This window comes from Psychrobacter sp. Ps6, from assembly GCF_022129235.1.
In the GTDB taxonomy this organism is placed as follows: Bacteria; Pseudomonadota; Gammaproteobacteria; order Pseudomonadales; family Moraxellaceae; genus Psychrobacter.
Genome location: NZ_JADQAI010000005.1, coordinates 130,482 through 154,235 on the forward strand (window position 1 = coordinate 130,482; position 23,754 = coordinate 154,235).

Below are 23,754 nucleotides of genomic sequence, written 5' to 3' on the forward strand. Positions count from 1 at the left end.
ATGAATATAAAGCAATAAAGAAACAAAAAGGGCAGTGCTTCATATATGACACATTGCCCTTTTTTAATACACTATATCTGACCCTTCAGATGCTTACGCTGTTATTTAAACTGTCCACTGATTGTTAATGACAGCAACGAGATAACGCTTACCCTGATACTCATCAAACACCAATCGCAGCACCCGCCAATCCATGCCAGCGTATTCTGCAGTGCCTTTATAATAAAACTCTACAATGTCTGAGTTTTGGTATATGTCTTTTAAATTATTGATTGAATTGCCGTTATTGGTAGTTTTATTGACGCTGATATCCACATCATTGAATTTTTTGCCATCCACCCAAGTGTCCAAGTATGTCGGCAGTGGTGTGATGAATAAATCACCCGTTCCATCTTTTTCGCCCCATGTGAAGCGAATATTGGACTGCTCTAAATACTGTGCATATTGTGCGCGATTAAAGACTTTATCAGACTCAGGGCGTACGTAGGCATACATCGAAAAACGAACGCCACGTGTGGGATGAATATCATCAGTGATTCTAGCAAAATCCTTATTGGCGAGCGCCCGCTGTATACGCAACGCTTGCTGTTTTAGGGTTTGTTGACTGATATCAGTACTTATAGGCGTTGCTGAGGTGCTGGTAGGTTGAGAAACAATGGCTTCACTGGACTCAGAAGCGGACTGACAACCAGTCGCGGTCAAAGTAAGCAATAAAAGGCCACTAGAAGCCAATATTGTAGATTTTTCCTTAAAAAAGGTAGGTAGTATTATCATAAAAGCATCCTTACCACAGTTATTAGCGAAATAAACGTCACGATAAGACACTAAAATTTATCATCACAATAGATAAAAAAGAGCATAAAAGCGCTATGTAATCGGAATTATGATGAGTAAACCTGAATGATACGATAATACAGCAGAGTCGTTATATGGCTATGATGTAATAGACCGTAACACTTATAAGATAAAAGCTCGTAGAGAACGACATGCCAATATACAAATCACTGATATTGCTATTAGCCATAGCACTAACAACTGTCGGTACTGCCACAGCAGATGTGACAAAAACATCTCAAAAACAAACTGCTGTGGCTGATATAAAAATCACGACCATCACAAAAATGTACCAACAAGATATCGATGATCAAGGTATGAGTAATCCTGTGGTGCTACAGCAATATGCCAATGCTGACTTACAAGCAGCCATGCAGCTAGAACAAGATTATTTTGATAAAAATCAAATGTCCTGTAATGTTGATTATGATGTGCTGTGGAATTCTCAAGATCCTGATTATAAGCAAGACAAAAAGTTTTCGATGACTGATAAAGGATTGGTTCAAGTTAGCTTGGCGCAAGGTAGTGATATCTATTATGAATTGACGTGCAATGATAAAGTTTGCCAAATCGCAGATGTTAGCTTAAATGAAGACGGTGGAACTTTGAGTAAGCATTTGCTTGAAACTTGTCGCTAGTAGAAAACTGAATTGATATTAAAGATGTTAGCGTTAAGCTATTTTGAAAATAAAAATGCTCATTTAAATATAGAAATGATATGACGCAGATTGATATTTATTCTTCTGCTAAAACCGTTGGTATGTTTTCGCATAATGTATATTATGTTAAATAAAGTCTATATGCTTTGGATATGCATGCACGCTTTTATTAATATTGATGTCTGGTTTTGAGCTGCTTTAATAAACACTCATGCATTTCATATCATCCGCATATAAGATTAATAGAAAATACTGCACTTTCAATGCACTACTTTGTGATAGATTGTTCTTCTATTATGATAAACCATAAAATGACTTGATAGCATGGAGTTATCCAATGCGACCGATCAAAAGACTATCTGCCATAGATGGTCAGCTTGATTAGTTTGAGACAACCTAGAGTCTAAAGAGCCTGATGCACAGGCAAAATTTTATACTTAATCATTCAATGCTGATCTGGATACCGCCTGATCCATTTCGTAGTGTTGGTACGCATATTCGCCTCTCTTTTGAAGAGTATATGGCAACAGGTGAAGTATAGATTCCAACCATAACAAGAGTGTTAAGAATAAAGATTACGCACGGACGATCATATGACCCCTATATACACTGCACTGGCTGTACTGGTTACCTTTATCTGGGGTGTGAATTTCACCTTTATTGCATGGGGGCTAGAGAGTTTTCCGCCACTAATGCTCACGGCCCTACGCTTTTTCTTTACCGCCGTGCCGTTGGTGTTTTTTCTTAAACCGCCTACCTTTAACCGTACCTTACTCATCTATGCTATCGGTACCTTTGTCATGCAATATGCCTTTGTATTTACAGCCATGCATCTAGGTGCGTCACCAGGTTTGACGGCATTGTTGCTACAAATGCAAATTTTTATCACTGTATTGTTGGCGTACTTTATCTTGAGCGAAGCAGTCAGTCGCATGCAAATCATCGGCATGTTGGTCGGAGTATTAGGCCTTAGCGTGATTGCGCTAAATCTTGGCGGAGATATGCCTGTGGCTGGATTTGTCTGCATTTTGATTGCCGCAGTTGGTTGGAGCTTTGGTAACATTGCCTCCAAGCAAGCCTCAGCACAAGCGACCTTAAAAGCGGCACAACAAAAAACAGACGTGGCTGCTATCACACCTACCACTGGGAAAAACAAGACATCCGCTTTGTCTGCTCTTGCACTGGTAGCATGGGGCGGTCTCATTGCCTGCGTGATCTTAACTGTATCTTCTCTTATGTTTGAGGCTGATGCATGGCAGCTGGCGACATTTACGGATGCATCGCTCAAATCTTGGCTATCACTTGGGTTTATCGTGTATATCTCAACCCTAGTGGGCTTCGGACTCTGGGCACATCTACTCAGTCAAAATACTGCCTCCAAGGTTATGCCATTTGCTCTATTAGTGCCGGTATTCGGTATGACAACGTCCGTAGTGCTTACCGGCGAAGTTGTAACGTGGTGGAAAATGTTGGCAATGATATTGATATTGTCGGGGTTATTATTAGCAAACGTGAAATTTGGAATAAGGAAAAATCCTGCTCACAAATATGGGATGTGACTGATATGACTGCCGACTTTGAATTGGACGCCTTGAAGACTCATCGCCGATACAATGAGTCTAGGGCGTGTCATCAATTAGCTCATTGACTCATTTAGCGGTCTTAAAATGGCTAAATTTTGCCAGATAAAGCTCAAGCTTTCTTGCGTTGTTGGCCTATCAAATCCAACCTTCTTCCAAAAGATGCTCAGTATTACTGATTTTAAACTCAGTACATAAATCATAGAACGTCATTGGATCTTCAACATTATCGAGCATCTCACGTTTATTGAGCGCCACAAATAACGCCAGTGCATAAGCCGCACTATGAATAGATTTTTTAGGATTAAAGGTAATATCAGTAAAGGCTTGATATTGCATCACTTCCTCATGTAGCTGAGGGTTTTGCTTTAGGGCATTCACATACAGCCAATCATAAAACACAGTCAACGGCTCCGTACCCCACTCCATACCAAAATAATTGTAGCCGATGAGCTCACCCGAGGTCATTAATCGCTCGTCCTTTCTGGCTTGTCTTGGCGGTGCTGTCAGTAAGTCAATGTAAGGGCCACCGTCTTCAAAAACCATACTGGATTGAAAAGCATTTTCGACACTATATTGATTGCCATCATGCTCATCAGTGATTTTTAAGCTGAACGGACTCAGCGGAAAACTCAGCTTATTGCCAGATTTACTGGATAATTCCAAAACATGGTTAAAGCCATACTTTTTGCGAATGACTTGATGCATATCATTGATAGATTTTTTCTTTTGTCTGGTCGCAAACCCCACATGCCGTTCAAATCTGACCATGTCTGTTTTTACTAGATTGTCACTGTTGACTCTAGGCATAAAGACAGGTCTGTGCTCTACAGCGTCTTGGCTTTTTGCCATAGAGTTGCTTCTTTGTTCCATAACGATGTGCCTTATATCAATAGTTTTTTATAAATTTTCTTTCGCAGTTGATCTGGTCGCCAAATGGTAGCTGCTCACGCATTTTGACAGATACTGAACACCATCAGCGCTCGCGAGGCAGTTTATCTTATTATGCATCATTTATCTGCCCTATTTTAAATTTGCCAATAGACTTGCTGATTTTTGTTTTTATGAATACTTAGAAAATTAGCTTCTAGTCGTTTTACGTGCTTGCACTGATATTAGACCTTAAAATAGCACCTTCCAAATTTGCATAGAACAGTACTATTACCCTGATTTTTATATTCTGTGCGCGTACGCGACCGTGTTTTTTATAATAAATCCGCGCTATCGCTTACCAAATGGACGATTCGCCTTATCAATCCCTCTAAGTATGTACCAAAATAATGAGCAAAAAACGATACTTGACCCAATAAGCGCATGGTCTACTCCTTATTTTCCCAAATATGCTACAATTATCCCCAAGTGAGCCTTGGGGATAATTAGCACATAAATCCTTTTATATAAAAGGCCTGTAATATTATCATCATAAATATCGGTGTCCACATCAGTGTCCAAATACTCTTTGGCTCTTTATATAGGGGTATTTTCATAAGTTATCGAATTTGCATAAACCATCACGCATTTGCCTCATAAAAATTACGGATAAGAATATGGCTGTCGACAATATAAATGATATCAACAAACTTGAATGTCGAGATAAGGACTACTCGGTCAGTGTCTCAGGTATCGCGGGTTTGAGTCTACGTGTCTATCCAAACGGTAAAAAAGAATACTACCTGCGCTACTCTCATCCACATATCGATGGTAAGCGACCTAGAATGATGCTCGGCAAGGTTGAGGACATCAGTTTATATGAGGTCAAGTATAAAGCAGAGACCATACTTAATACGGTCGCAAACGGCTCTGACCCCAAAGCCATACAGCAAAAAGAACAAGTGAATAAGTATGCTCACCTAAAGAACGCCACGTTCGCTGACATTGCGCAAGCATGGCGAGATCACAAAACATCTAGTCGTCAGCAAAGCAAATCGAAAAAGCCTGCGTTTAGTGAGTCGACACTCAAATTTTGGGATTTATGCTTGGGATACATGTGCCAAAACATTGGCGATTTAAGGATGAATGATATTACCAGTGAGATGATATTAAGTGTGTGTGAAGCAATCCAACATAATGAAAATCAAGCGACATTCGTTGGTGCCAGCACTCGACTTTATACGGAAAAAGTATTTTCATTCGCCGTCGCACGAGGATTATGCGATAAAAATGTAGCGATTGACACCCGTGGCGAGCTGGCACCAGCTGGCTCAGGCAATCACTTGCCAGCCATTACCAAACCGGATCAGTTTGCGACGCTTTTACATGATATGTCCAATTTCAAAGGGGCAAGCAAGCTCACATTAGAAGCCATGAATTTACTGCCTTATGTATTTGTCCGTAGTATTGATTTACGCTCGATGCGCTGGCAGGATATCGATTGGGATAATAATACATGGGCGTTCTCCCCGACCAAAGGCGAAGGTCGCGACGATATGGTCTCGCACTTAGTCGTGCCATTAGCCACGCAAGTGATTGCGCGATTACGAAATATTCAGTCTATCACAGGCCATAAAGAGTATGTCTTTGCCTCAATGCGTGGTTCAAGCAATGCTTATATCAGTAAAGCGACACTGGTACAGATATTTCACCGGCTTGGATACAAAGACGTGCAATGTGCGCATGGCTTTCGTGCATCGGCCAAAACCTTGCTCATGGAACAGCCTGAGCTACGCTACTCAGACGTCGTCACAGAGTTACAGTTAGGCCACAGAATCAAAGATACACATGGCGGGGCTTATAACAGACTCGATGAGATAGATACTAGGATACGAATGATGCAAGATTGGGCGGATTATATAGATAAGCTTCGGAGTTGTTAGAAAGTTATTTTAGAGCTAAAAACCATATCTGGCTGCGCTTATTTATGATTCTTTAAAATGTATTTTGCGAAAGCTCACAGGGGACATGCCAGTAAATTGCTTAAACTGTCGACTAAAAGCACTATGGTCTCCATAACCACAATTCAAAGAGATTTGAGTCACGGTCAATTTATGATTGGCCAATAATCGAATGGCATGCTCTAGACGCATTTTTTGTACAAACTGAATAGGCGACATATTTAGTACGGCTTTAAACGTACGCTCTAGCTGTGATTGACTCAGATTTGCCAGTTTGGCTAATTGGACGATATGAATTTTTTGATCAAGATGATCTCGTACATACTGAGCCACGCTTGCCAGCCGAGCGTGCTTACGCAGTATCCGCTCGTTATCCTCATCAATATCTACGGATATACCTACCATCGCTACAATATAATTTTCTATATCATAGACGGGGATTTTTTGCGTGATACACCATCCCAGCTGGCCTGATGCATAGCTATGAAGCTCTAGCTTATCCACGATATCTCTACCCTCTTTTAAGACTTTCAAATCCTGATTGAGATAATCCTTGCCTTGAGAACTCAAAAAAACTTGCTCGGGTGTCAGGCCTATTAGTGCTTGTTTATTCTTAAACCCACTGCGTTTGATGAGCGTTCTATTGACGAGTCGATAGCAGGCTTTATCGTCTTTCACAAAAAACACCACATTCGTCATCGTATCAAACAGAGGCATCAATAAGGATATATTCCCCGCAAACTCATCAAAAGTGGCGGGTCGATAAGTCTGTAGGTGCTTTGCTAGTCGCCTTGTTGGGGCATCTAATACTAACGGCCTCATGGTGATATTTCCATATAGCATCTCAAATTTGGCATTGAGTGGTTGGTGATTTTAGGAGCTACCTCACCTTTATACTCCGATATGTCTGTATAACCTGTGCAGAAATGCGCATTTATTCATGTAAAAACATCAAGACTGCTTTTCTGAAAAACGTCATTCTATATTTACGCTTTGTTCATTTACGAATAACGCTGACAGTATATTAACTCACGGATGAATCAGGTAGGCAGTCATGTTTGATACGCTTTTCACTCTTAAGATTATTGATTCGCATACTGGCGGTGAACCTACTCGTATGGTGTATGCAGGATTTCCTGAGCTTATTGGACAAACTATTCAAGAAAAACTTCAAGACTTCAAAAAGAATTTCGATCATTTGCGTCGAAGCATTATTTTAGAACCTCGTGGTAATGATGTGCTTGTCGGAGCGCTTTTGTGCCCGCCTTCTGATCCTCGTGCCACGGCTGGCGTGATCTTCTTTAATAATCATGGCTATTTAGGTATGTGTGGCCATGGCACTATCGGCGTTATTGCATCTCTAGCTTATCAACAAAAAATAACCGCTGGTGATCACTATCTAGAAACAAGCGTAGGCCTAGTTAAAGCAACCTTGCATGATGATGGTAGTTGTAGCGTCCAGAATGTCCCCTCTTATCGCTACCAAAAACAAACAGAAGTTCAAGTACCCGATATTGGTCCTATCTATGGCGATATCGCTTGGGGCGGTAATTGGTTTTTCTTAGTCAACGATCATAAACAAGCTATTGAAGCTAATAATGTTAAGGCGCTTACTCAATTTAGCATACAGATTAAGGAAGCACTTCATAAGTCTGGAATAACGGGTGCTAACAATGGCGAAATTGATCATATAGAACTGTTTGGCAAGAGCGATCTCGCCGGCACTAACAGCAAAAACTTCGTATTATGCCCTGGATCTGCCTATGATCGCTCTCCTTGTGGTACTGGCACCAGTGCCAAATTGGCTTGCTTGGCCGCAGACAATGTACTCGCACCTGGTGAGACTTGGTATCAGCAAAGCATCATTGGCAGTATCTTTAGTGCCAGCTATCAGCCTATTGATGTACTTAATAATCATAGCTCTCTTCATAATAATTCTATCAATACTATTATACCCACGATCCGAGGGTACGCCTATGTATGTGCAGAGACCTCTCTCATCGTTCAAGATAGCGATCCGTTCAAATGGGGTGTTTCTCTATAAACACCAGTTTATAGAGCTTCTAGGAAATAACCAACCATTGCTCAGTAATGTCAGAAAAGCGAGACTATCATGGACACACAAGTGTTTGATATATATATCATCGGTGGTGGCATTATCGGGCTATGTGCTGCGGTTACTCTACAGTCTCGCGGGGTAAAAGTTGCGATTTTGGAAGCGGATAAAATCGGTCGCGGTGCAACTTATGGCAACGCAGGTCACATTGCCACTGAACAGGTTTTCCCTATCGCTGATGCCAGTATCTTACGACATGTTCCTGCCATGCTACTCAATCCTGAAGGACCTCTGCGTATAGATTGGCGCTACCTTCCACGCTTAGCACCATGGGCCTTCCAACTATTGCTTAATATGCGTACCGAACCATTTGTACGCAGTCACCAAGCGCTTTTGGCATTAAATGCACAGAGCCTTCAAGCTTGGCAAGATTTTGCCAAAGAGTGGCAGTTACGTTCTTGGGTACAAATACAAGGATCTGTATTAACCGCAGAGACACCCAACAGTCTAAAAGTTCTGACTGAACATGGTCAACGCTTAAACAGTTTAGGTGTCTCTAACAGCCTACTCTCACAGTCAGTACTGACAGATCTTGAGCCTACATTAAAAGACAATCAACTGGGTGCTTTGTTTTTTCCAGAGACAGGCCATATCACCAATATAGAAGCTATTACCCATAAATTAAGCACTATTTTTAGATCGCTTGGTGGTCAAATTTATGAAAATTGCCGTGTTCTGAGTGCAGAAGTAACGACTGATGGTATTCGTCTGACGACAACACAAAAGCAGCTTTATGCCAGCAAAGTTATGCTCGCAGCAGGGGCGCACTCTAAAGCTTTAGCCAAACAGCTCACAGGCATCTCAGTACCAATGGATACCGAGCGAGGCTATCACCTGATGCTCCCTAACGAAAGTCAGCGTTTCAACATCCCTATTTCCAGTATGGATCGCCGCTTTATTATGACACCAATGGAAAAAGGGCTGCGTCTGGCTGGCACTGTAGAGTATGCAGGGCTTGAAGCACCAGCCAATATGAACCGTGCCCACATGTTATTGAAACAAGCACAAGCCATGCTAAAAATCCCACTAAATAGTGAAGATAGTATGCCGTGGATGGGATTTAGACCCTCTACCGCAGACTCATTACCCGTCATAGATAGACAAAAATCTGTTTTTTTAAACTTTGGGCATCAGCATTTGGGATTGACCCAAGCTGTCATCAGTGCACAGGTTATCACCGCATTGTATTTTGGCGATAACCCCACTGTAGACCCGACTGCTTATCGATTGGATCGCTTTAGATAAAAAACTCTCACCTCTATGAACACTCATAGAACCAACCATGCCGCTAATAGCCAACGGTTTGCTAACGGCTTTTATTTCAAATAAGGATATTCATATGAACATTCATGGCGTTTTAGTCCCTATCGTGACTCCTTTTACTGCCAACGGCGAGGTTGATACCCAAACACTGACCGAGCTTGTCAATGTCTTTGTAGAAAAGGGTGTGACTGGTATTGTCGCTTGTGGTACCACGGGTGAGTATTACACTTTCTCGCCTGCAGAGCGCGAACTGGTTTTGACCACTATCGCTGACGCTGCTAAAGGCAAAGTCACTCTGATTGCAGGTATCAACAGTTTATCAACCAATCATTCTATCGAGCTTGCCCATCAAGCCAAAAAATTGGGTTATGACGGCCTGATGCTATCTGCCAATCCTTATAGCCTACCAGACCAAGAAGGTATTATTGCGCACTTTGAAACCGTCGCTGATGCCACTAACCTACCTATCGTTATGTACAATTTTCCAGCACGCGTCGGTGTAAGCATTGAATTTGAAACCGTCGCACATTTATCCAAGCATCCCAATATTGTAGGCGTCAAGGAGAGCAGTGGCGATTTTAGTCATGCATTACGTATGCTGCAGGCTAATTTTGAAGACTTTGAAGTGGTTTGTGGTTGTGACGACCAACCCGTAGATTTTTTCTTTTGGGGTGCTAAGAGCTGGATCGCTGGTGCAGCCAACGTATTTCCAGCCGAGCAAGTGGCACTGTTTGAAGCCACCCAAAAAGGCGATTGGAATCGTGCTAAAGAGCTGATGACAGCCATGTATCCTGCCATCCACTCTATGGAGTCTGGGAACTATAACCAAAAAGCCAAAGCAGGCTGCGTCAATGGCAACATCAATGTTGGGTCGGTGCGTCTACCGTTGACTGATATGTCGAGTGAAGAGACTCAGTCATTTTTAGCCATGCTGTTTTAATACATCGCGCCATCGTTATCGTTTTCACCACTATATAAAAAGGACTACCTAATGAGCATGACCACAGCACAAGTCTTTGAGCTCGCCAGTAACCAAAAGCTTTGGGCAGGCCATCTGATTGATGCCAAAGCCTCCCTATCAGAGAAGACACTACCTAACTATAGCCCCATTGATAATGCCTGCATAGGTCACATTGCCAGCGGCAGTCAGCAAGATGTCAATACGGCAGTGATGGCTGCCCGAGAAGCTTTTGAACATGGTGAATGGCGACGGATGTCTCCTGCTGAGCGCAAATCTGTCATGCAGCGCTGGTGTCAGTTGATGGATGACCATATCGATGAGCTGGCGGCATTAGATTGTGTCGATGCTGGCAAACCCATTACAGAATGCCTTAACACTGACCTGCCCGCTACTATCGAAACCTTTGAATGGTACGCCGAAACAGCCGATAAGGTTTTTGGCAAAGTTGCTCCGACGGGAAGTGACTCACTAGGTTTGGTCGTGCAAGAGCCTATCGGTGTGGTGGGTGCCGTGCTGCCATGGAACTTCCCTGCGCAGATGTATGCATGGAAAGTGGCGCCTGCCCTCATCACCGGCAACTCAGTCATCGTCAAACCCGCTGAACTGACCTCACTCTCAGCGTATCGATTGACACAATTAGCGTATGAGGCGGGCGTACCAAAAGCAGCTTTGCAGATGGTCTGCGGGCTTGGTGAAGAGGTGGGAGCGGCACTCGGTCAGCATATGGATGTTGACATGGTTTCTTTTACAGGATCAACAGAGGTTGGTCGACTGTTTCTACAGTACTCTGCACAAAGCAATCTGAAAGAAGTGGTTTTAGAATGTGGCGGCAAGAGTCCTCAGATTGTCTTTGCAGATGCTGTGGTCAATGAACAGACCATTGAACATATTTTATCTGCCGCTTTTTGGAATATGAGCGAAAACTGTAGCTGTGGTTCACGTTTACTTGTGCACTCTAGCCAAAAAGAGGCGGTATTATCACTACTACAAGAAGGTCTGAAATCTTGGAAGGTTGGTCATCCTTACGATTCTGAGGTCGCTATTGGCCCAATGATTGAAAAAGCACATTTCGAAAAGGTCGTATCACACCTCAATACAGCCAAAGCAGAAGGAGCCAGTCTGATCGCAGGTGGTCGCATCCACGATGAGCTTGGTAGTGGTTGGTATATCGAACCGACCGTCTTTGACAATGTCAGCCCAGATATGACGCTGTTCAAAGAAGAGGTTTTTGGTCCTCTTTTAGCGGTAACAAGTTTTGAGACCGAAGACGAGGCCATTCAGCTTGCCAATCACAGCGACTATGGGCTTGCCGCCTCTTTTTATACTCAAAATATCCATCGAGCCTTTCGCGTGGCGTCTGCCATTAAGGCCGGTACGGTCTCGATTAATGGTTTTTCAGAAGGAGATATTACAACGCCTTTTGGTGGCTACAAGCAATCTGGCTTTGGCGGTCGTGATAATGGTTTGGAGGCACTATCGCAGTACACCCAAACAAAAACCGTCTGGTTAGTGAATTAAAAACTGCCATCAGCCACGCTCAAATTAGCATAACCGAAAACATTACAAGGAAGTAACGTTATGGAAAATATTATCAATACTATCGTTGGATATATCTGGAGTGATGCGCTCGTCTATCTTGCATTGGGTGTCGGCATATATTTTACAGTCATGACCCGTGCTGTACAGATCCGTTATTTCAAAGAAATGATCAAATTGTTGTTCGACAAGCAAAGCTCACCGGCAGGGATTAGCTCTTTTCAAGCATTCTGTATGGCGTTATCAGGACGCATTGGTGTCGGTAATATTGCAGGGGTGGCGACTGCCATCGCAGCGGGCGGCCCAGGCGCAGTATTTTGGATGATTTCTATGGGTGTTCTGGGCGGTGCTAGTGCTTTTATCGAGTCTACTCTAGCACAGGTCTATAAACACAAAGTCGGCGATCAATACCGTGGTGGCTCACCGTTCTATATAGAAAGAGGCTTAAAACTTAAGCCCTTTGCGGTTCTCGTCGCTGTCGTCACCTGCCTATCTTATGGCGTATTAGTACCCGGCGTGCAGGCCAATACGATTGCCGATTCTTTTAATACCGCATTTAATATACCGCCCATGGCAACTGGAATGCTGCTAGTCGTACTGCTAGGCATTATTATATTTGGTGGTGTGAAGCGTATCGCTAATTTTGCCGGCAAAGTCGTCCCTATCATGGCTATCGGTTACATTCTCATGATGGTGATTGTATTGATTTTCAATGCGCAAAATATCCCTGCAATGCTCGCGCTTATCTTCAAAAGCGCTTTTGGAATGGATGCGGTATTTGGTGGTATGGTTGGAACTGCGATATCTTGGGGCGTACGCCGTGCGGTTTTCTCAAACGTTGCAGGTGCTGGTGAGGCCACCTTTAGCTCGGCAGCGGCAGAAGTATCACATCCTGCCAAGCAAGGTTTGGTACAGAGCTTTTCTATTTATATAGATACCGTGCTTGTTTGTACTGCAACAGCGTTAATGATTTTATCAACAGGTATGTACAACGTGGTTACTCCTGAGGGTGTAACATTGGTTAGCAACATGCCTGGTGTGGAAGCAGGAACTGCATTTACCCAAGCAGCGGTATCGACGGTCTTTAATCAGTATGGCAGTGGTTTTGTTGCAATTGCTATTTTCTTATTCGCCTTCACCTGTTTGATTGCCTATTACTATATTGCCGAGACGACTTTGGTTTATTTAGATAGTAAGCTTCGCTATCCAATGCTTAAGCATGCACTTAAGCTGATTTTTCTAATTGTTTGTTTTACAGGCAGTGTTCAGTCGATTGGTATGATGTGGGCGCTGGGTGATATCGGCTTTGGTAGTATGTGCTACTTAAACTTCATTGCTATTCTACTTTTGAGCAAAGTGGCTTTTAAAGTCCTCAAAGATTACGACGAGCAGATGAAATTAGGCGTCAATCCTGTCTTTGATCCTAAAAAGGCTGGCGTGGACAATGCAGACTTTTGGGTCGATTACAGTCAGGAGCATGGCCATAAATAATCGATTTAGTGATAATGCGGCAAAAGTTAATGGATAAAAAGTTGTTATCAACGTCAAGCAGGCCTCCCCTATTTATGTTAAATTGCAAAAAACCATAAGGATATTACATCTAAGCTAGCCATAGTATTTTATCCATTCATTTGATAGGAAGGTCAAGGATGACACTAGATAACAACGTACTACGTAAACGCACCAGCTTATTGGGTTCATTATTAGGGGATGCCATTTCTCGCCAGTCTGGTGAGCAGACAATAGATACTATTGAAACCCTGCGTAAAGGCTTTATTCAACAGCGCCGTGAACCTAATGAGGCACACAAGCAGCAGCTCATCGACTTTATTGCGTCTTTAGACAATCAAACTTTAAAGGATGTCATACGCGGATTTTCTATCTATTTTTTTCTTGCCAATCTAAGCGAAGAGAATTACTTGCGTGAGCAACGTCATGAGCTGCGTATGCAATCGGAGCAAAGCTGGGAGGGATCGTTTCGCCGCACCTTACTTGAGTGTCGTGAACGCAATATTGAGCCCGCTCAAATGCAAGAGCTGATTGATCAGCTAAAGTTTACGCCTGTATTTACGGCGCATCCTACCGAAGCGCGTCGCCGTACCACAATGAATATCTTACAAAGTCTGTTCGCTCACAGCGACGCTTTAAACAACGTGTCTGAAAACAGCTTCGCCTACGAGCAAGCCAAAGAGCAAACCGCGCAAACGATTGACTTATTATGGTCGTCTGATGAAGTGCGCACGCGCAAGCCATTGGTATATGATGAGATTAATAATGGCCTGCATTACTTTAACGCCAGTTTATTCAATGCGATTCCCAAAGTATATCGCAATATCAAAAAAGCTATTGTCGATATCTATCCAGAGCTCACAGACTATCCACTGCCTGCCTTCATGAGCTTTGGTTCATGGATTGGCGGCGATAGAGACGGTAATCCTTTTGTGACGTTTGAGACCACAGAGCTTGCTGTATTGATGCATGCGGATACTGTGCTGCGTCACTATCAAGTGCTACTCAAAAAACTGCGCCGACAGCTAATTCATAGTGACACTATTGTCACCATTTCACCTGACGTATATGCCAAAATCAAAAGTTATGATGAGCTCGATCAGCGTGTGTTTGACTATAACCTCGATGACTATGGCAACGAGCCATATCGTCGCCTGCTTTCTTTAATCCTTACCAAGGTCAATGCCACCAATCGCCGTATCCAAAGCAAGGGCACTGACATCGAGGCTGAAAAAGATGCTTATGCCAATCCAGAAGAGCTATTAGAGGACCTGCGCATTATCCGTCAAAGTGTCACTACTCACGACAAGGCGCATGCAGATGGATTATTGCTCGATGTGATTCGCCTGGTCAAAACTTGCGGCTTTCATTTGGCAGCGCTCGATATCCGTCAAGAGTCGTCATACCATGGCGAAGTGATTGCAGATATCTTTGCCAGTGCCTCCAACCTGCCTGATTATCAAACGCTAAGCGAAACCGAACGCCAAGAGTGGCTCACACGCTTGCTACAAAAACCGGGCACGCCGCTCATCTATACTGATAACCTGACAGACAAAACGCGTGAGCAATTGTCACTGATGAATTCTGTCGCCACCTTACGCAAACTAGTAGGACCGGCTACTTTTGGTAGCTATGTTATCTCGATGACCAACAACGCTAGCCAACTACTAGAAGTATTGCTGCTCATGCGCTTTGCAGGCTTATGTAGAGTGGATGATGACGGTCAGTTGTCTGCCGATCTCCCTGTCGCACCGTTGTTTGAGACCATCGAAGATCTCAAAAATATTGATAAAATCTTACCTGCCGTGTTAGACAATCCACTGTATCGCGGATTGCTACAGAATACCGATAATACGCAAGAGATCATGCTAGGTTATTCGGACTCATCAAAAGATGGCGGTATCATCACCTCTGCGTGGCAGCTTTATAGCGCGCAGCAAACCATCAATAACATTGCTGAGCAATATGCTATAAAAACGCGATTATTCCATGGTCGTGGCGGTTCTGTAAGCCGTGGTGGCGGATCAACGCACAAAGCCATTGCTGCACAGCCGGCTGGTACGTTACATGGTCAGATTAAAGTGACCGAACAAGGCGAAGTGCTCTATGCTAAGTATGCCAATACGGATACTGCCGTGTTTGAGCTGACCATGGCAATCACGGGTACACTCAAAGCTTGCTCAACAAGATTTGTCGTGCAACCGAATGAGTTGCCAGAATATGAAGCCTTATTTGCACGGTTAGCAGATGCTGGCGAGCAGCGTTATCGAGAGCTAACCGATCATACCGAAGGGTTTTATAAATTCTACTCCGAGGTCACCCCAGTACAAGAGATCTCGTTATTAAACATTGGCTCACGTCCTGCTCACCGCAAAAAAGGCTTGCCGAGTAAAACCACCTTGCGAGCGATTCCTTGGGTGTTTGGCTGGTCGTTAGCACGTTTCACTCTACCTGCTTGGTATGGTGTAGGTAGTGCGCTGCACAGTGTCAAAGACAACGAGATTTTGATGAAAGAGATGAATGCGCACTGGCCATTTTTTAGCGTCTTTGTCAGTAATATTGAGATGGCCTTCACCAAGGCCAATATGAATATTGCACAGGCCTATAGCCAATTATGTGAAGACGCTGTATTGCGTGAGAAAATTATGAGCGAAGTCCTCGATGAGCATAAACTGACCTATTCAGGACTGAACTCTTTACTTGAGCAAGACTCTTTGTTGTCTAGCCAGCAAAATCTAGCTGCCTCTCTACAGTGGCGAGATGCTTATCTAGATCCCATTAACTATATCCAGATTGAGCTGTTAAAGCGTGCCAGACAACAAGATGAAGATACGATAGATAACAATAAATATGGCGATTTCAATGTAGAAGACTCGTTAATCCGTAGTATCAATGCACTGGCAGCGGGCTTACGTAATACGGGGTAAAATTAGATAAAATTGACAAGAAAACTATGATAGCTAGATGAATGTGTATTATTTAATGCACATTCATTGCATAGCCTACGAGTAATAATTTATAGCTCAGCCTACATATCTTATCATTTCTGACATTAATCTATTGTCAGAATAATCTATTCAATCATATCTAACCCAACCCATTTTAAGAGCTAAAATAACTTATCTCTACTTACTTTATTTTTTATAATTGCTAACAACCAACAACTATATTTTAATGTGCATTTTGTTAGTCGGACCTCAGCATTGAGTTGCATCATATCTCTCGGAAAAACACTTTTCTCGCTAATAAAAGCATAGATATGTATACATTTGTCGTGCGCTTGGACAAAAGTTGTGCAATAATTGATTAGAAACTTTTGTTTGATTGTTTTTATAGATACTCTAAATAAATTACTTGGCTATTGACAGGTGATTGTAAGTTGCTAGAGCAGTATCCTACTTTGTATTGGAATATGTTCAAAATATACTTTTGGAGAAATTACTATGCAATTGAAAAAACACTTAATGACCTCAGCACTTGTGGCTACTACTATCCTAGCAGGATTTTCTGCTGCTAACGCTGCGACAGCTGATGGCACCTTCGACGTCAAACTCACGATAACTTCTTTTTGCTCTGTAGACTCATCATCTGGTGTTCAAGATATTAATTTTGGTAGCTATGCTGCAAATACAGGTCCCACGGGAATCGCTGAACAGTCTTCAGCCAGCAATATTTCAGTCACCTGTTCCAAAGACGCACCCTATGTTATAAATTTAACACCATCCAACAATAGCCCATCAGGGGCGGGAGCGATGACAGGCCCAGGTAGCGATACAATTAGTTATCAGTTGTCCAAAACAACAGGTGGTTCTGCTTGGGGTAATAATGGGATCTTAAGTGCGGAAGGTGATGGTGTCTCTGGTACAGGTGCTGGATTAAGCGCCGCCGCCGATACTTATACCGTATACGCCAAGGTAACTTCTACAACAGACGTTAAACCTGGTGACTATTCTGATACTGTCGCTGTTAGCGTGCTGTACTAATAATGATGTTAAACGACTGTATAAGGCATACGGTGCATTATGGGCTTATTTCTGGACTGCTATTGTTTTCTGGTGCGGTAAGAGCAAGTGGATTGCAAGTATCCCCTATATCTCTAACGTTACAAGCCAGACAAAATGCCAGTGGGCTGACTCTTAGCAATTCTGGTAACAACGTGGTCAACGCGCAAGTGCGTGTGTATCACTGGTCACAGAATAATATGCGTGATGAACTTGAATCCTCACGTGGACTGTTAGCAAGCCCGCCTATGATTCGTTTAAATCCTGGTGAGCAGCAGCTGATTCGAATTATTAGAACTAAGACACAATCACAAGATATAGCAGCAGCCGAGGACGCATTTCGACTGCTGATTAACGAGTTGCCTGTCAAATCTGATGATAAAAAAACTGGTCTGCAATTTGTATTAAGTTATTCATTACCCGTATTCGTTCAGCCTAAAGGCACAAAAAAAATTGGCCCTAAGTTACAATGGAGCGCTCAGACACAACCTAATACCGATCAGATAAAGCTGAAAGTAAGTAATAGTGGGAATGGGCATGCTCAGCTAGCAGCCCTAAGTTTTGTGGACAATAACAACAATCTCACTGAGATTAATAAAGGATTACTAGGTTACGTTTTGCCAGGATCTACCATGCATTGGGTGCTAAAAATATCACCAGCTACGCTAAAAAAAGGTGGAAAATTTAAGGTGTTGATGAATGGAACTCAAACAATACCCAATATCACGCTGGAAAATTTTACTCACTAACCTAATCTTTCATATGATGACCATATCTATAGGTCATGCTGTAAATGGGTTTAATCCTCTAGAGGTTGACCAAAAAAGATTGTCTCAACTTGAGTTGGACAACTATAGTGATAATCCAGATACCGAGCTTGATCTGTATTTGGAGGTCACATTGAATGGCAAAAACGTGGGTTTGGTTCATTTCATTTATGATGACAATCAACTGTGGGCGAGTACTGATGTATTACAACAGATGGGCTTTATATTACCATCTCATATCGTGACGCCAATCTCTCTCAACCGTATTCCTAATCTCAAAGTTGACTATAATCCTCGCCAGCAAATGGTAAGTATGATTGCATCAATTGACATGCTAAATTTAGACATGACAGTACATAGCACTCATCAACATAAACGTCTAACCACCAATACATCACCTGGCATATTATTAAACTATACGCTTTACGGTACACATGACCCAAACGATGACAGTAACCTCAGTGCTTACACAGAATTACGAGCATTCAATAATTCTGGAGTGCTGAGTAGTACAGCATTAACAGCCGCAAAAAATGATACTTGGGATAGGAGTGACTGGAGCGCTCATACCGTTCGATTGGATACCAGCTGGCGCAAATCATTCCCTGACAGCCTGATTACGATGCAGGCAGGAGACATATTTACAAGTGCATTATCATGGACACGCCCCACCCGTTTGGGCGGTCTACAAATAGGCAGTAATTTTAACTTGCAGCCTTATATGGTAACCACACCCCTACCTTCATTTTTTGGTACAGCAACCCTACCTTCAGCGGTAGAGCTATATATAAATGGGCTTAAGCAATTTAGTACAGATGTCCCTGCAGGCCCGTTTGAATTTGATACCGTACCTAGTTTTAGTGGTGCTGGCAGAGCTCAATTAGTAGTGACTGATGCATTAGGTCAAAGTCAGACCCTCGACTTCTCTTTATATAATACACATCAATTATTACAATCAGGGCTTTCCGACTGGTCCTTTGAGATTGGAGCAGTACGTGAAGATTATGGTATTGAATCCTTCAATTATGCTGACGATATAGCTGCTAGTGGCACTTGGCGTTATGGCGTAAATGATCGTTTTACTGCAGAAACCCATGCTGAAGCAACCTCTGGTCTCCAGAACGCTGGGATTGGTGGTACTTGGTTATTAGGGCGTACAGGTGGAGTGCTGTTTGCATCGCTGGCGGGCAGTGAGGGTCAAGGCAAAAGCGGCACACAGTATAGTGCAAGCTACTCGTGGAATAACCATCGTTTTTATGTTGGACTCAATGCCATAGGCACTCATGGTAGCTACCGAGATATTGGTACGCAATATGGCTCGGCACCGGCCCATCGAAGTGAGCAGTTCTTAACAGGTTACAGTACTCGGTCTATAGGAAGCTTTGGTCTCAGCTATAACCAAGTAACTTATGACCAGCAGGACGCCATACAACTTGCCAGCGCCTATTGGAGTAAAAACTTTGGTCGACGCTTGATGCTGAACGTTAACCTGACGCATGATTTTAATAACTCTGACAACAGTAGTGCAGTAATTGGGGCATCTATGGCACTGGGCCAGAACCGGTCAGCCAGTAGCAGCTTACAACAGCAAGGTAATGGCACTTTTTTTGTGGCAGATATATCGCAAGCCGAGCCTAACTCGGGCGGTGTAGGCTGGCGAGCACAAACCCGTAATAGCGCAGACCGTAACGACATGTTGGCAGAGTTGAGCTATCTTGGGCGCTATGGACAAGTAAAAGCAGGCATTGCAACGAATGAAGATGACCTCTCTTTTTATGGTGGCAGTACAGGATCGTTAGTTATGATGGGTGGTGGCCTGTTTCCTTCACGCAGGCTTAATAGCAGCTTTGCGGTAGTCTCCACTAACGGTATCGCTAATGTTCCAATTCTTTTACAAAATAGTCCGATTGGCAGCACCAATAGTAAAGGGTTGCTACTAGTATCACCACTCAATGCTTATCAAGAAAATAAAATAGGTATCAACCCTATGGACTTGCCTGCCAATATGAGAATCGACAAAGTGAGCATTGATGCCACGCCAGCAGAGCAATCCGGTATGGTGGTAGCTTTAGACATCACACCAGTGAACGCGGCATCAGTTATTCTACAGGACGATAAAAATAAAGTAATACCAGTCGGTAGTACAGTAGAGATGCTTTCAAAGAAAGGTGTACCAGCAGCTATGGTTGGTTTTGATGGTGAGGTATATTTAGATATGCTGGATACACAAAATATTTTACAAGTAACCACGCCTGACAGTCAGGTTTGTCATGTTAGCTTTGAATATCACAGTGACCATAATGATATTCCACTCATTGGTCCGTTCGTCTGCGATGAGGTACAAAAATGAGGCAGCTATTACAATGGTGTTATGGTTCATTGCTTTCACTGGCTGGGACTTTGTTGCCCGTGCAGCATGCTAATGCCATATTAACTGCTGATTGCAGCGCAAGTATGAGCCCTAGCATCATAAATGTCAGCACAGCAATAACCCCTAGTAACGCCGATAGTGCCAATATCAATGCAACCCTAAATTATACTTGCAAAAATACTGATCTTCTTCTTAGCATGAAAGTATCGGTCTGTCTGTCAGCTGATGGCGGTGACTATAACCCCAGTATAATATCTCCACGTTTTTTGAAAAACACGCTAAATAATTCCCGATTGGCCTTTAATATGACATTACCCGGAGATACAGTTTGGGGTACAGCATCAGGCTCAATTTATAAATCTGTCGTACATACCATTGCCCCAAAGAACAGTATCTCTGTCGATGTGCCGATCAAAATATCTTTAATACCCAATAATGATAATAAGCTTGCGACATTAGGCGCCTATATCAATAATTTTAATACAAGCGGTACCGCCATCACTTATGCGGATAGACTACTTCCAATACTATCTACTCCCGATTGTCTAACAGATGTGATAAAAGAAAAGAAGCCTCTGCTGTTTACTGTTCAAGCAAAGGTTGTGCCCAGCTGTGTGATTAATGCTACCTCTGACATTAACCTAGGCAGCCATTCGGCAAATCAAACCAATATTGTGGGCAGTAATAACAATGCCATTAATACGACCTGCACCAATAATACCTCCTACTATATCGGGCTATCTCCCTCGAATGGCAATATAAACGGTGCAGGTATGATGAGTGGTACTGGTAGCAACACTGACAAAGTACCGTATCAATTACGCAGTACCGCGGGCTCTGCCGGAACCATCTGGGGCAATACGGCAACGTCGACAACTGTTGGAAATGGACTTGCTAGTACTGGTACTGGCGTAGCACAATCTCAAACCGTATATGTGACCGTACCAAGTGCTGATGTGACGCCTGATAATTATTCTGATACTGTGACTATTCGTGTGAATTATTGAGCGACAATTACTTTCTGACGAAACGATATGTTTTGTGATTATCTATAAAACAAGTATCTTTGTGAGCAAGAGCTGGTAAAAAAATTAATCGTTAGTCTCGCGATATAACGTGGTTTGTGACTCTTGCCTAAAGTCCTCATAGGTAATGGCAGCCTCACTCTCTGGAGCTGGAGAAGGTCCTATAGGCTCAACTTCAGCTGCGGGCACGTTTTGTTCGTTATTGTCTGCATTAATCGGTTGTGCTGACACTAACGGCTCCTCGACCGTATTGGCATCATTAGATAATTGGTTGTCATCACTATTCACTACAGGTTCGGCGCCGACCACTGGCGTGCTGGTCGTAGCTGCCGGCGCTATCCCGTCTAAGTCGCTATCATTGCTAACAGTAGTGTCAGAAACAGAAGTCGATAAAAATCCCGTAAAAATAAGGGTAAGTACGACAATAGCAATGAGTAGTGAGCCAAAAATCATACCAATAATGAGAGGCTTTTTACTACTTACCACTTTCTTTTGTGGCGTTATGGCATCCCTATGATCTGGCTCCAATGGCATGGCTTTAGTATTTAAAGGGTCATCAATCGTTGTGTTAGATAAAGGCGTCGCTTGATCGAGATCGACAGAAGATGGCTTTTTTTCCTCATTATTCTTATTTAATTCATTAACTAAGTCACTATTTAAGTTATGGTCAACACCAGCATAATTATCCATTCGCGTATCTGACACCTTGTTTTGTGTCGATGCCTTTTGACCTGAAAAGTCAAAAGTAGCGTTTGTTGTGACGATGTCGGCTAACTCTAATCTTGGCTCTTTATCGTTTTCTTCATCTTCGAATAGTTGCAGCTCTTCTACGCTTAGAGGCTCAAAAGCAGGTAACTTACTTGCCGTTTTTAATGAGGTTGAATCATCATTATCATTTTGGGTGTCATTTTCAGCACTTTGAACTCGACTGATAAAACGTTCGTAAATATTATTTTTGGCACGCTTACGCGATTTTTTATGAACGAGTTGAGACAACTCTTCGTCAAAATCAGTACCGATGTCTTTTTTTTCGTCGTTCATAAAATAACACCAAGCCAGTTTATGCTACTGGCAGTAAATGACTGATAAAATGAAGTTGTGAATTTTATTGCTAAACTGTAACAGCGTCGCTAGTCCCCAATATAGTTGCTCGCACCCCTATCTTCAAGCACAATTTATTTGAGGCCGCTAACATTCGTAAGACCCATCTTAAATAATGCGATGAATTCTTATCAAAAGTAGCTCGTATAGAGACAACATATACCATAACAGGCTTAATAACATGGATTTAAAACAGCTCAATGCATTTATTGCTGTCGCGAATTTACGCAGCTTTAGTGCAGCCGCAGCAAAGACAGGACTGTCACAGCCAAGTTTGAGCCGCCTGCTTAAACAGCTCGAGACCGATATGGATGTGGTACTTATCGATCGTTACCACAGGCCATTACATCTGACTGAAGCGGGCAAATTTTTTTACGATAAGATAAGCACCATACTGACAGAAATTGAGACCGTCACGAGTATGACCCAGCGCTTATCAGCGCCAAGTAGTGCGCTAAACATCGGTTTTGTGCCGTCAGTATTATATGGTCTACTCCCTGAAATCATCGCCATGCTCAAGCAGTCCAATCCTGATATAGAGGTCAACCTCAAAGATATCAGTTCTTATCAGCAAATGGAGGCACTCAAATCTGGTGAGATTGATATCGGTTTTGGGCGTTTTGCCCATCAAGATCCCTGGATTCAACAAATATTACTGCGGCATGAGCGCTACGTGGTGGCCTTACCAAAGTCGCATCCTCTCGCCAATGTAAAAGAGCAGCGATTAATAGATTTGGCAAACAATCGCTTGATTTTGTACCATCAAACGCATTTACCGATTGCCACCACACTACCGACATCAGAGTCAGTTAGCACAAAGCAGGAAGCTAATACAAAAACCAGACGTGTCACCAATGAAAAATCTGCACTTAGTGAGCCGATTACAGAGCCGTTGCTACATTTGTTTGCACAATACGGTATCTCACCATTTATGACCACTACGGTGAGTGACTTGCAAGTAGCCCTAGGCTTAGTCGCTGCGGGCGAAGGTATCACGCTTGTACCTGCCAGCTTAACCACGGTACGTACGGAACAAATCAGTTACCAGCGTTTGGTACACGAAAACGTCACCTCTCCTATTTACCTGCATACTCTCAAAGATTTTGTGCATCCAAGTATCTCTGAGTTATTGAATGCGATCTATCAGGTCTATGAAGAACGAGGCATCACCTACCGGCGACAAAAATTTGTATAACGTTC

19 protein-coding genes are annotated in these 23,754 nt (G+C 42.9%); 15 read left to right on the forward strand and 4 right to left on the reverse strand.

The window, feature by feature from the left end; all coding sequences use genetic code 11:
• Window positions 1-105 precede the first annotated feature (105 nt).
• Window positions 106-774 carry a hypothetical protein gene (locus tag I3255_RS07680; RefSeq protein WP_238038296.1) on the reverse strand — a complete coding sequence of 223 codons (669 nt, stop codon included), beginning with the start codon at window positions 772-774 and terminating at the stop codon, window positions 106-108.
• A 212-nt stretch (window positions 775-986) separates the two neighbouring features.
• Between I3255_RS07680 and I3255_RS07685 the strand changes: the two genes are divergently transcribed.
• The 3 genes from I3255_RS07685 to I3255_RS07690 all read left to right on the forward strand — a co-directional run bounded on the left by I3255_RS07685 (window position 987) and on the right by I3255_RS07690 (window position 3,052).
• A complete protein-coding gene (locus I3255_RS07685) occupies window positions 987-1,472 on the forward strand; it encodes a hypothetical protein (RefSeq protein WP_238038297.1) in 486 nt (161 codons plus the stop codon).
• 436 nt (window positions 1,473-1,908) lie between these two features.
• Window positions 1,909-2,034 (forward strand): hypothetical protein, encoded by a 126-nt coding sequence (locus tag I3255_RS14860; RefSeq protein WP_269117291.1) that lies wholly within the window; start codon window positions 1,909-1,911, stop codon window positions 2,032-2,034.
• A 52-nt stretch (window positions 2,035-2,086) separates the two neighbouring features.
• The gene (locus I3255_RS07690) at window positions 2,087-3,052 is read left to right on the forward strand and encodes an EamA family transporter (RefSeq protein ID WP_238038298.1); all 966 of its coding nucleotides are present in this window, start codon (window positions 2,087-2,089) and stop codon (window positions 3,050-3,052) included.
• 159 nt (window positions 3,053-3,211) lie between these two features.
• Here the strand turns inward: I3255_RS07690 and I3255_RS07695 are convergent, their stop codons facing one another.
• Window positions 3,212-3,925 carry a hypothetical protein gene (locus I3255_RS07695; protein WP_238038420.1) on the reverse strand — a complete coding sequence of 238 codons (714 nt, stop codon included), beginning with the start codon at window positions 3,923-3,925 and terminating at the stop codon, window positions 3,212-3,214.
• 695 nt (window positions 3,926-4,620) lie between these two features.
• Between I3255_RS07695 and I3255_RS07700 the strand changes: the two genes are divergently transcribed.
• A complete protein-coding gene (locus tag I3255_RS07700; protein WP_238038299.1) occupies window positions 4,621-5,886 on the forward strand; it encodes an integrase arm-type DNA-binding domain-containing protein in 1,266 nt (421 codons plus the stop codon).
• Window positions 5,887-5,928: 42 nt separating this feature from the next.
• Here I3255_RS07700 and I3255_RS07705 read toward each other — a convergent pair whose 3' ends face one another.
• Window positions 5,929-6,726 (reverse strand): helix-turn-helix domain-containing protein, encoded by a 798-nt coding sequence (locus I3255_RS07705; protein ID WP_238038300.1) that lies wholly within the window; start codon window positions 6,724-6,726, stop codon window positions 5,929-5,931.
• A 232-nt stretch (window positions 6,727-6,958) separates the two neighbouring features.
• Here I3255_RS07705 and I3255_RS07710 point away from each other — a divergent pair, with 232 nt between their 5' ends.
• The 10 genes from I3255_RS07710 (at window position 6,959) to I3255_RS07755 (ending at window position 21,435) form a co-directional block, all read left to right on the forward strand.
• Window positions 6,959-7,948: a proline racemase family protein gene (locus tag I3255_RS07710; protein WP_238038301.1), complete on the forward strand. Its 990-nt coding sequence runs from the start codon at window positions 6,959-6,961 to the stop codon at window positions 7,946-7,948.
• A gap of 69 nt (window positions 7,949-8,017) precedes the next feature.
• Window positions 8,018-9,265 carry an FAD-dependent oxidoreductase gene (locus I3255_RS07715; protein ID WP_238038302.1) on the forward strand — a complete coding sequence of 416 codons (1,248 nt, stop codon included), beginning with the start codon at window positions 8,018-8,020 and terminating at the stop codon, window positions 9,263-9,265.
• A 94-nt stretch (window positions 9,266-9,359) separates the two neighbouring features.
• Window positions 9,360-10,223 (forward strand): 4-hydroxy-tetrahydrodipicolinate synthase, encoded by an 864-nt coding sequence (gene dapA / locus I3255_RS07720; RefSeq protein ID WP_238038303.1) that lies wholly within the window; start codon window positions 9,360-9,362, stop codon window positions 10,221-10,223.
• 51 nt (window positions 10,224-10,274) lie between these two features.
• Complete coding sequence (locus I3255_RS07725; RefSeq protein WP_238038304.1) at window positions 10,275-11,762, forward strand: aldehyde dehydrogenase; 1,488 nt, start codon at window positions 10,275-10,277, stop codon at window positions 11,760-11,762.
• 60 nt (window positions 11,763-11,822) lie between these two features.
• A complete protein-coding gene (locus I3255_RS07730; protein WP_238038305.1) occupies window positions 11,823-13,271 on the forward strand; it encodes an alanine/glycine:cation symporter family protein in 1,449 nt (482 codons plus the stop codon).
• Between the two features lie 158 nt (window positions 13,272-13,429).
• On the forward strand, window positions 13,430-16,216 hold the full coding sequence (gene ppc, locus I3255_RS07735; RefSeq protein ID WP_238038306.1) for a phosphoenolpyruvate carboxylase: 2,787 nt from the start codon (window positions 13,430-13,432) through the stop codon (window positions 16,214-16,216).
• A gap of 516 nt (window positions 16,217-16,732) precedes the next feature.
• Window positions 16,733-17,272 carry a spore coat protein U domain-containing protein gene (locus tag I3255_RS07740; protein WP_238038307.1) on the forward strand — a complete coding sequence of 180 codons (540 nt, stop codon included), beginning with the start codon at window positions 16,733-16,735 and terminating at the stop codon, window positions 17,270-17,272.
• A gap of 92 nt (window positions 17,273-17,364) precedes the next feature.
• Window positions 17,365-18,039 (forward strand): molecular chaperone, encoded by a 675-nt coding sequence (locus I3255_RS07745; protein WP_238038308.1) that lies wholly within the window; start codon window positions 17,365-17,367, stop codon window positions 18,037-18,039.
• A complete protein-coding gene (locus I3255_RS07750) occupies window positions 17,990-20,407 on the forward strand; it encodes a fimbria/pilus outer membrane usher protein (RefSeq protein WP_238038309.1) in 2,418 nt (805 codons plus the stop codon). The genes I3255_RS07745 and I3255_RS07750 overlap by 50 nt, the downstream gene beginning before the upstream one ends.
• Window positions 20,404-21,435: a spore coat U domain-containing protein gene (locus tag I3255_RS07755; protein WP_238038310.1), complete on the forward strand. Its 1,032-nt coding sequence runs from the start codon at window positions 20,404-20,406 to the stop codon at window positions 21,433-21,435. Before I3255_RS07750 ends, I3255_RS07755 begins: the two co-directional genes overlap by 4 nt.
• Window positions 21,436-21,519: 84 nt before the next feature.
• On the opposite strand, the gene I3255_RS07760 is transcribed toward I3255_RS07755, so the two are convergent.
• On the reverse strand, window positions 21,520-22,494 hold the full coding sequence (locus I3255_RS07760; RefSeq protein WP_238038311.1) for a hypothetical protein: 975 nt from the start codon (window positions 22,492-22,494) through the stop codon (window positions 21,520-21,522).
• Between the two features lie 241 nt (window positions 22,495-22,735).
• On the opposite strand from I3255_RS07760, the gene I3255_RS07765 reads away from it, so the two are divergent.
• A complete protein-coding gene (locus tag I3255_RS07765; RefSeq protein ID WP_238038312.1) occupies window positions 22,736-23,749 on the forward strand; it encodes a LysR family transcriptional regulator in 1,014 nt (337 codons plus the stop codon).
• The last annotated feature ends 5 nt before the right edge of the window (window positions 23,750-23,754 follow it).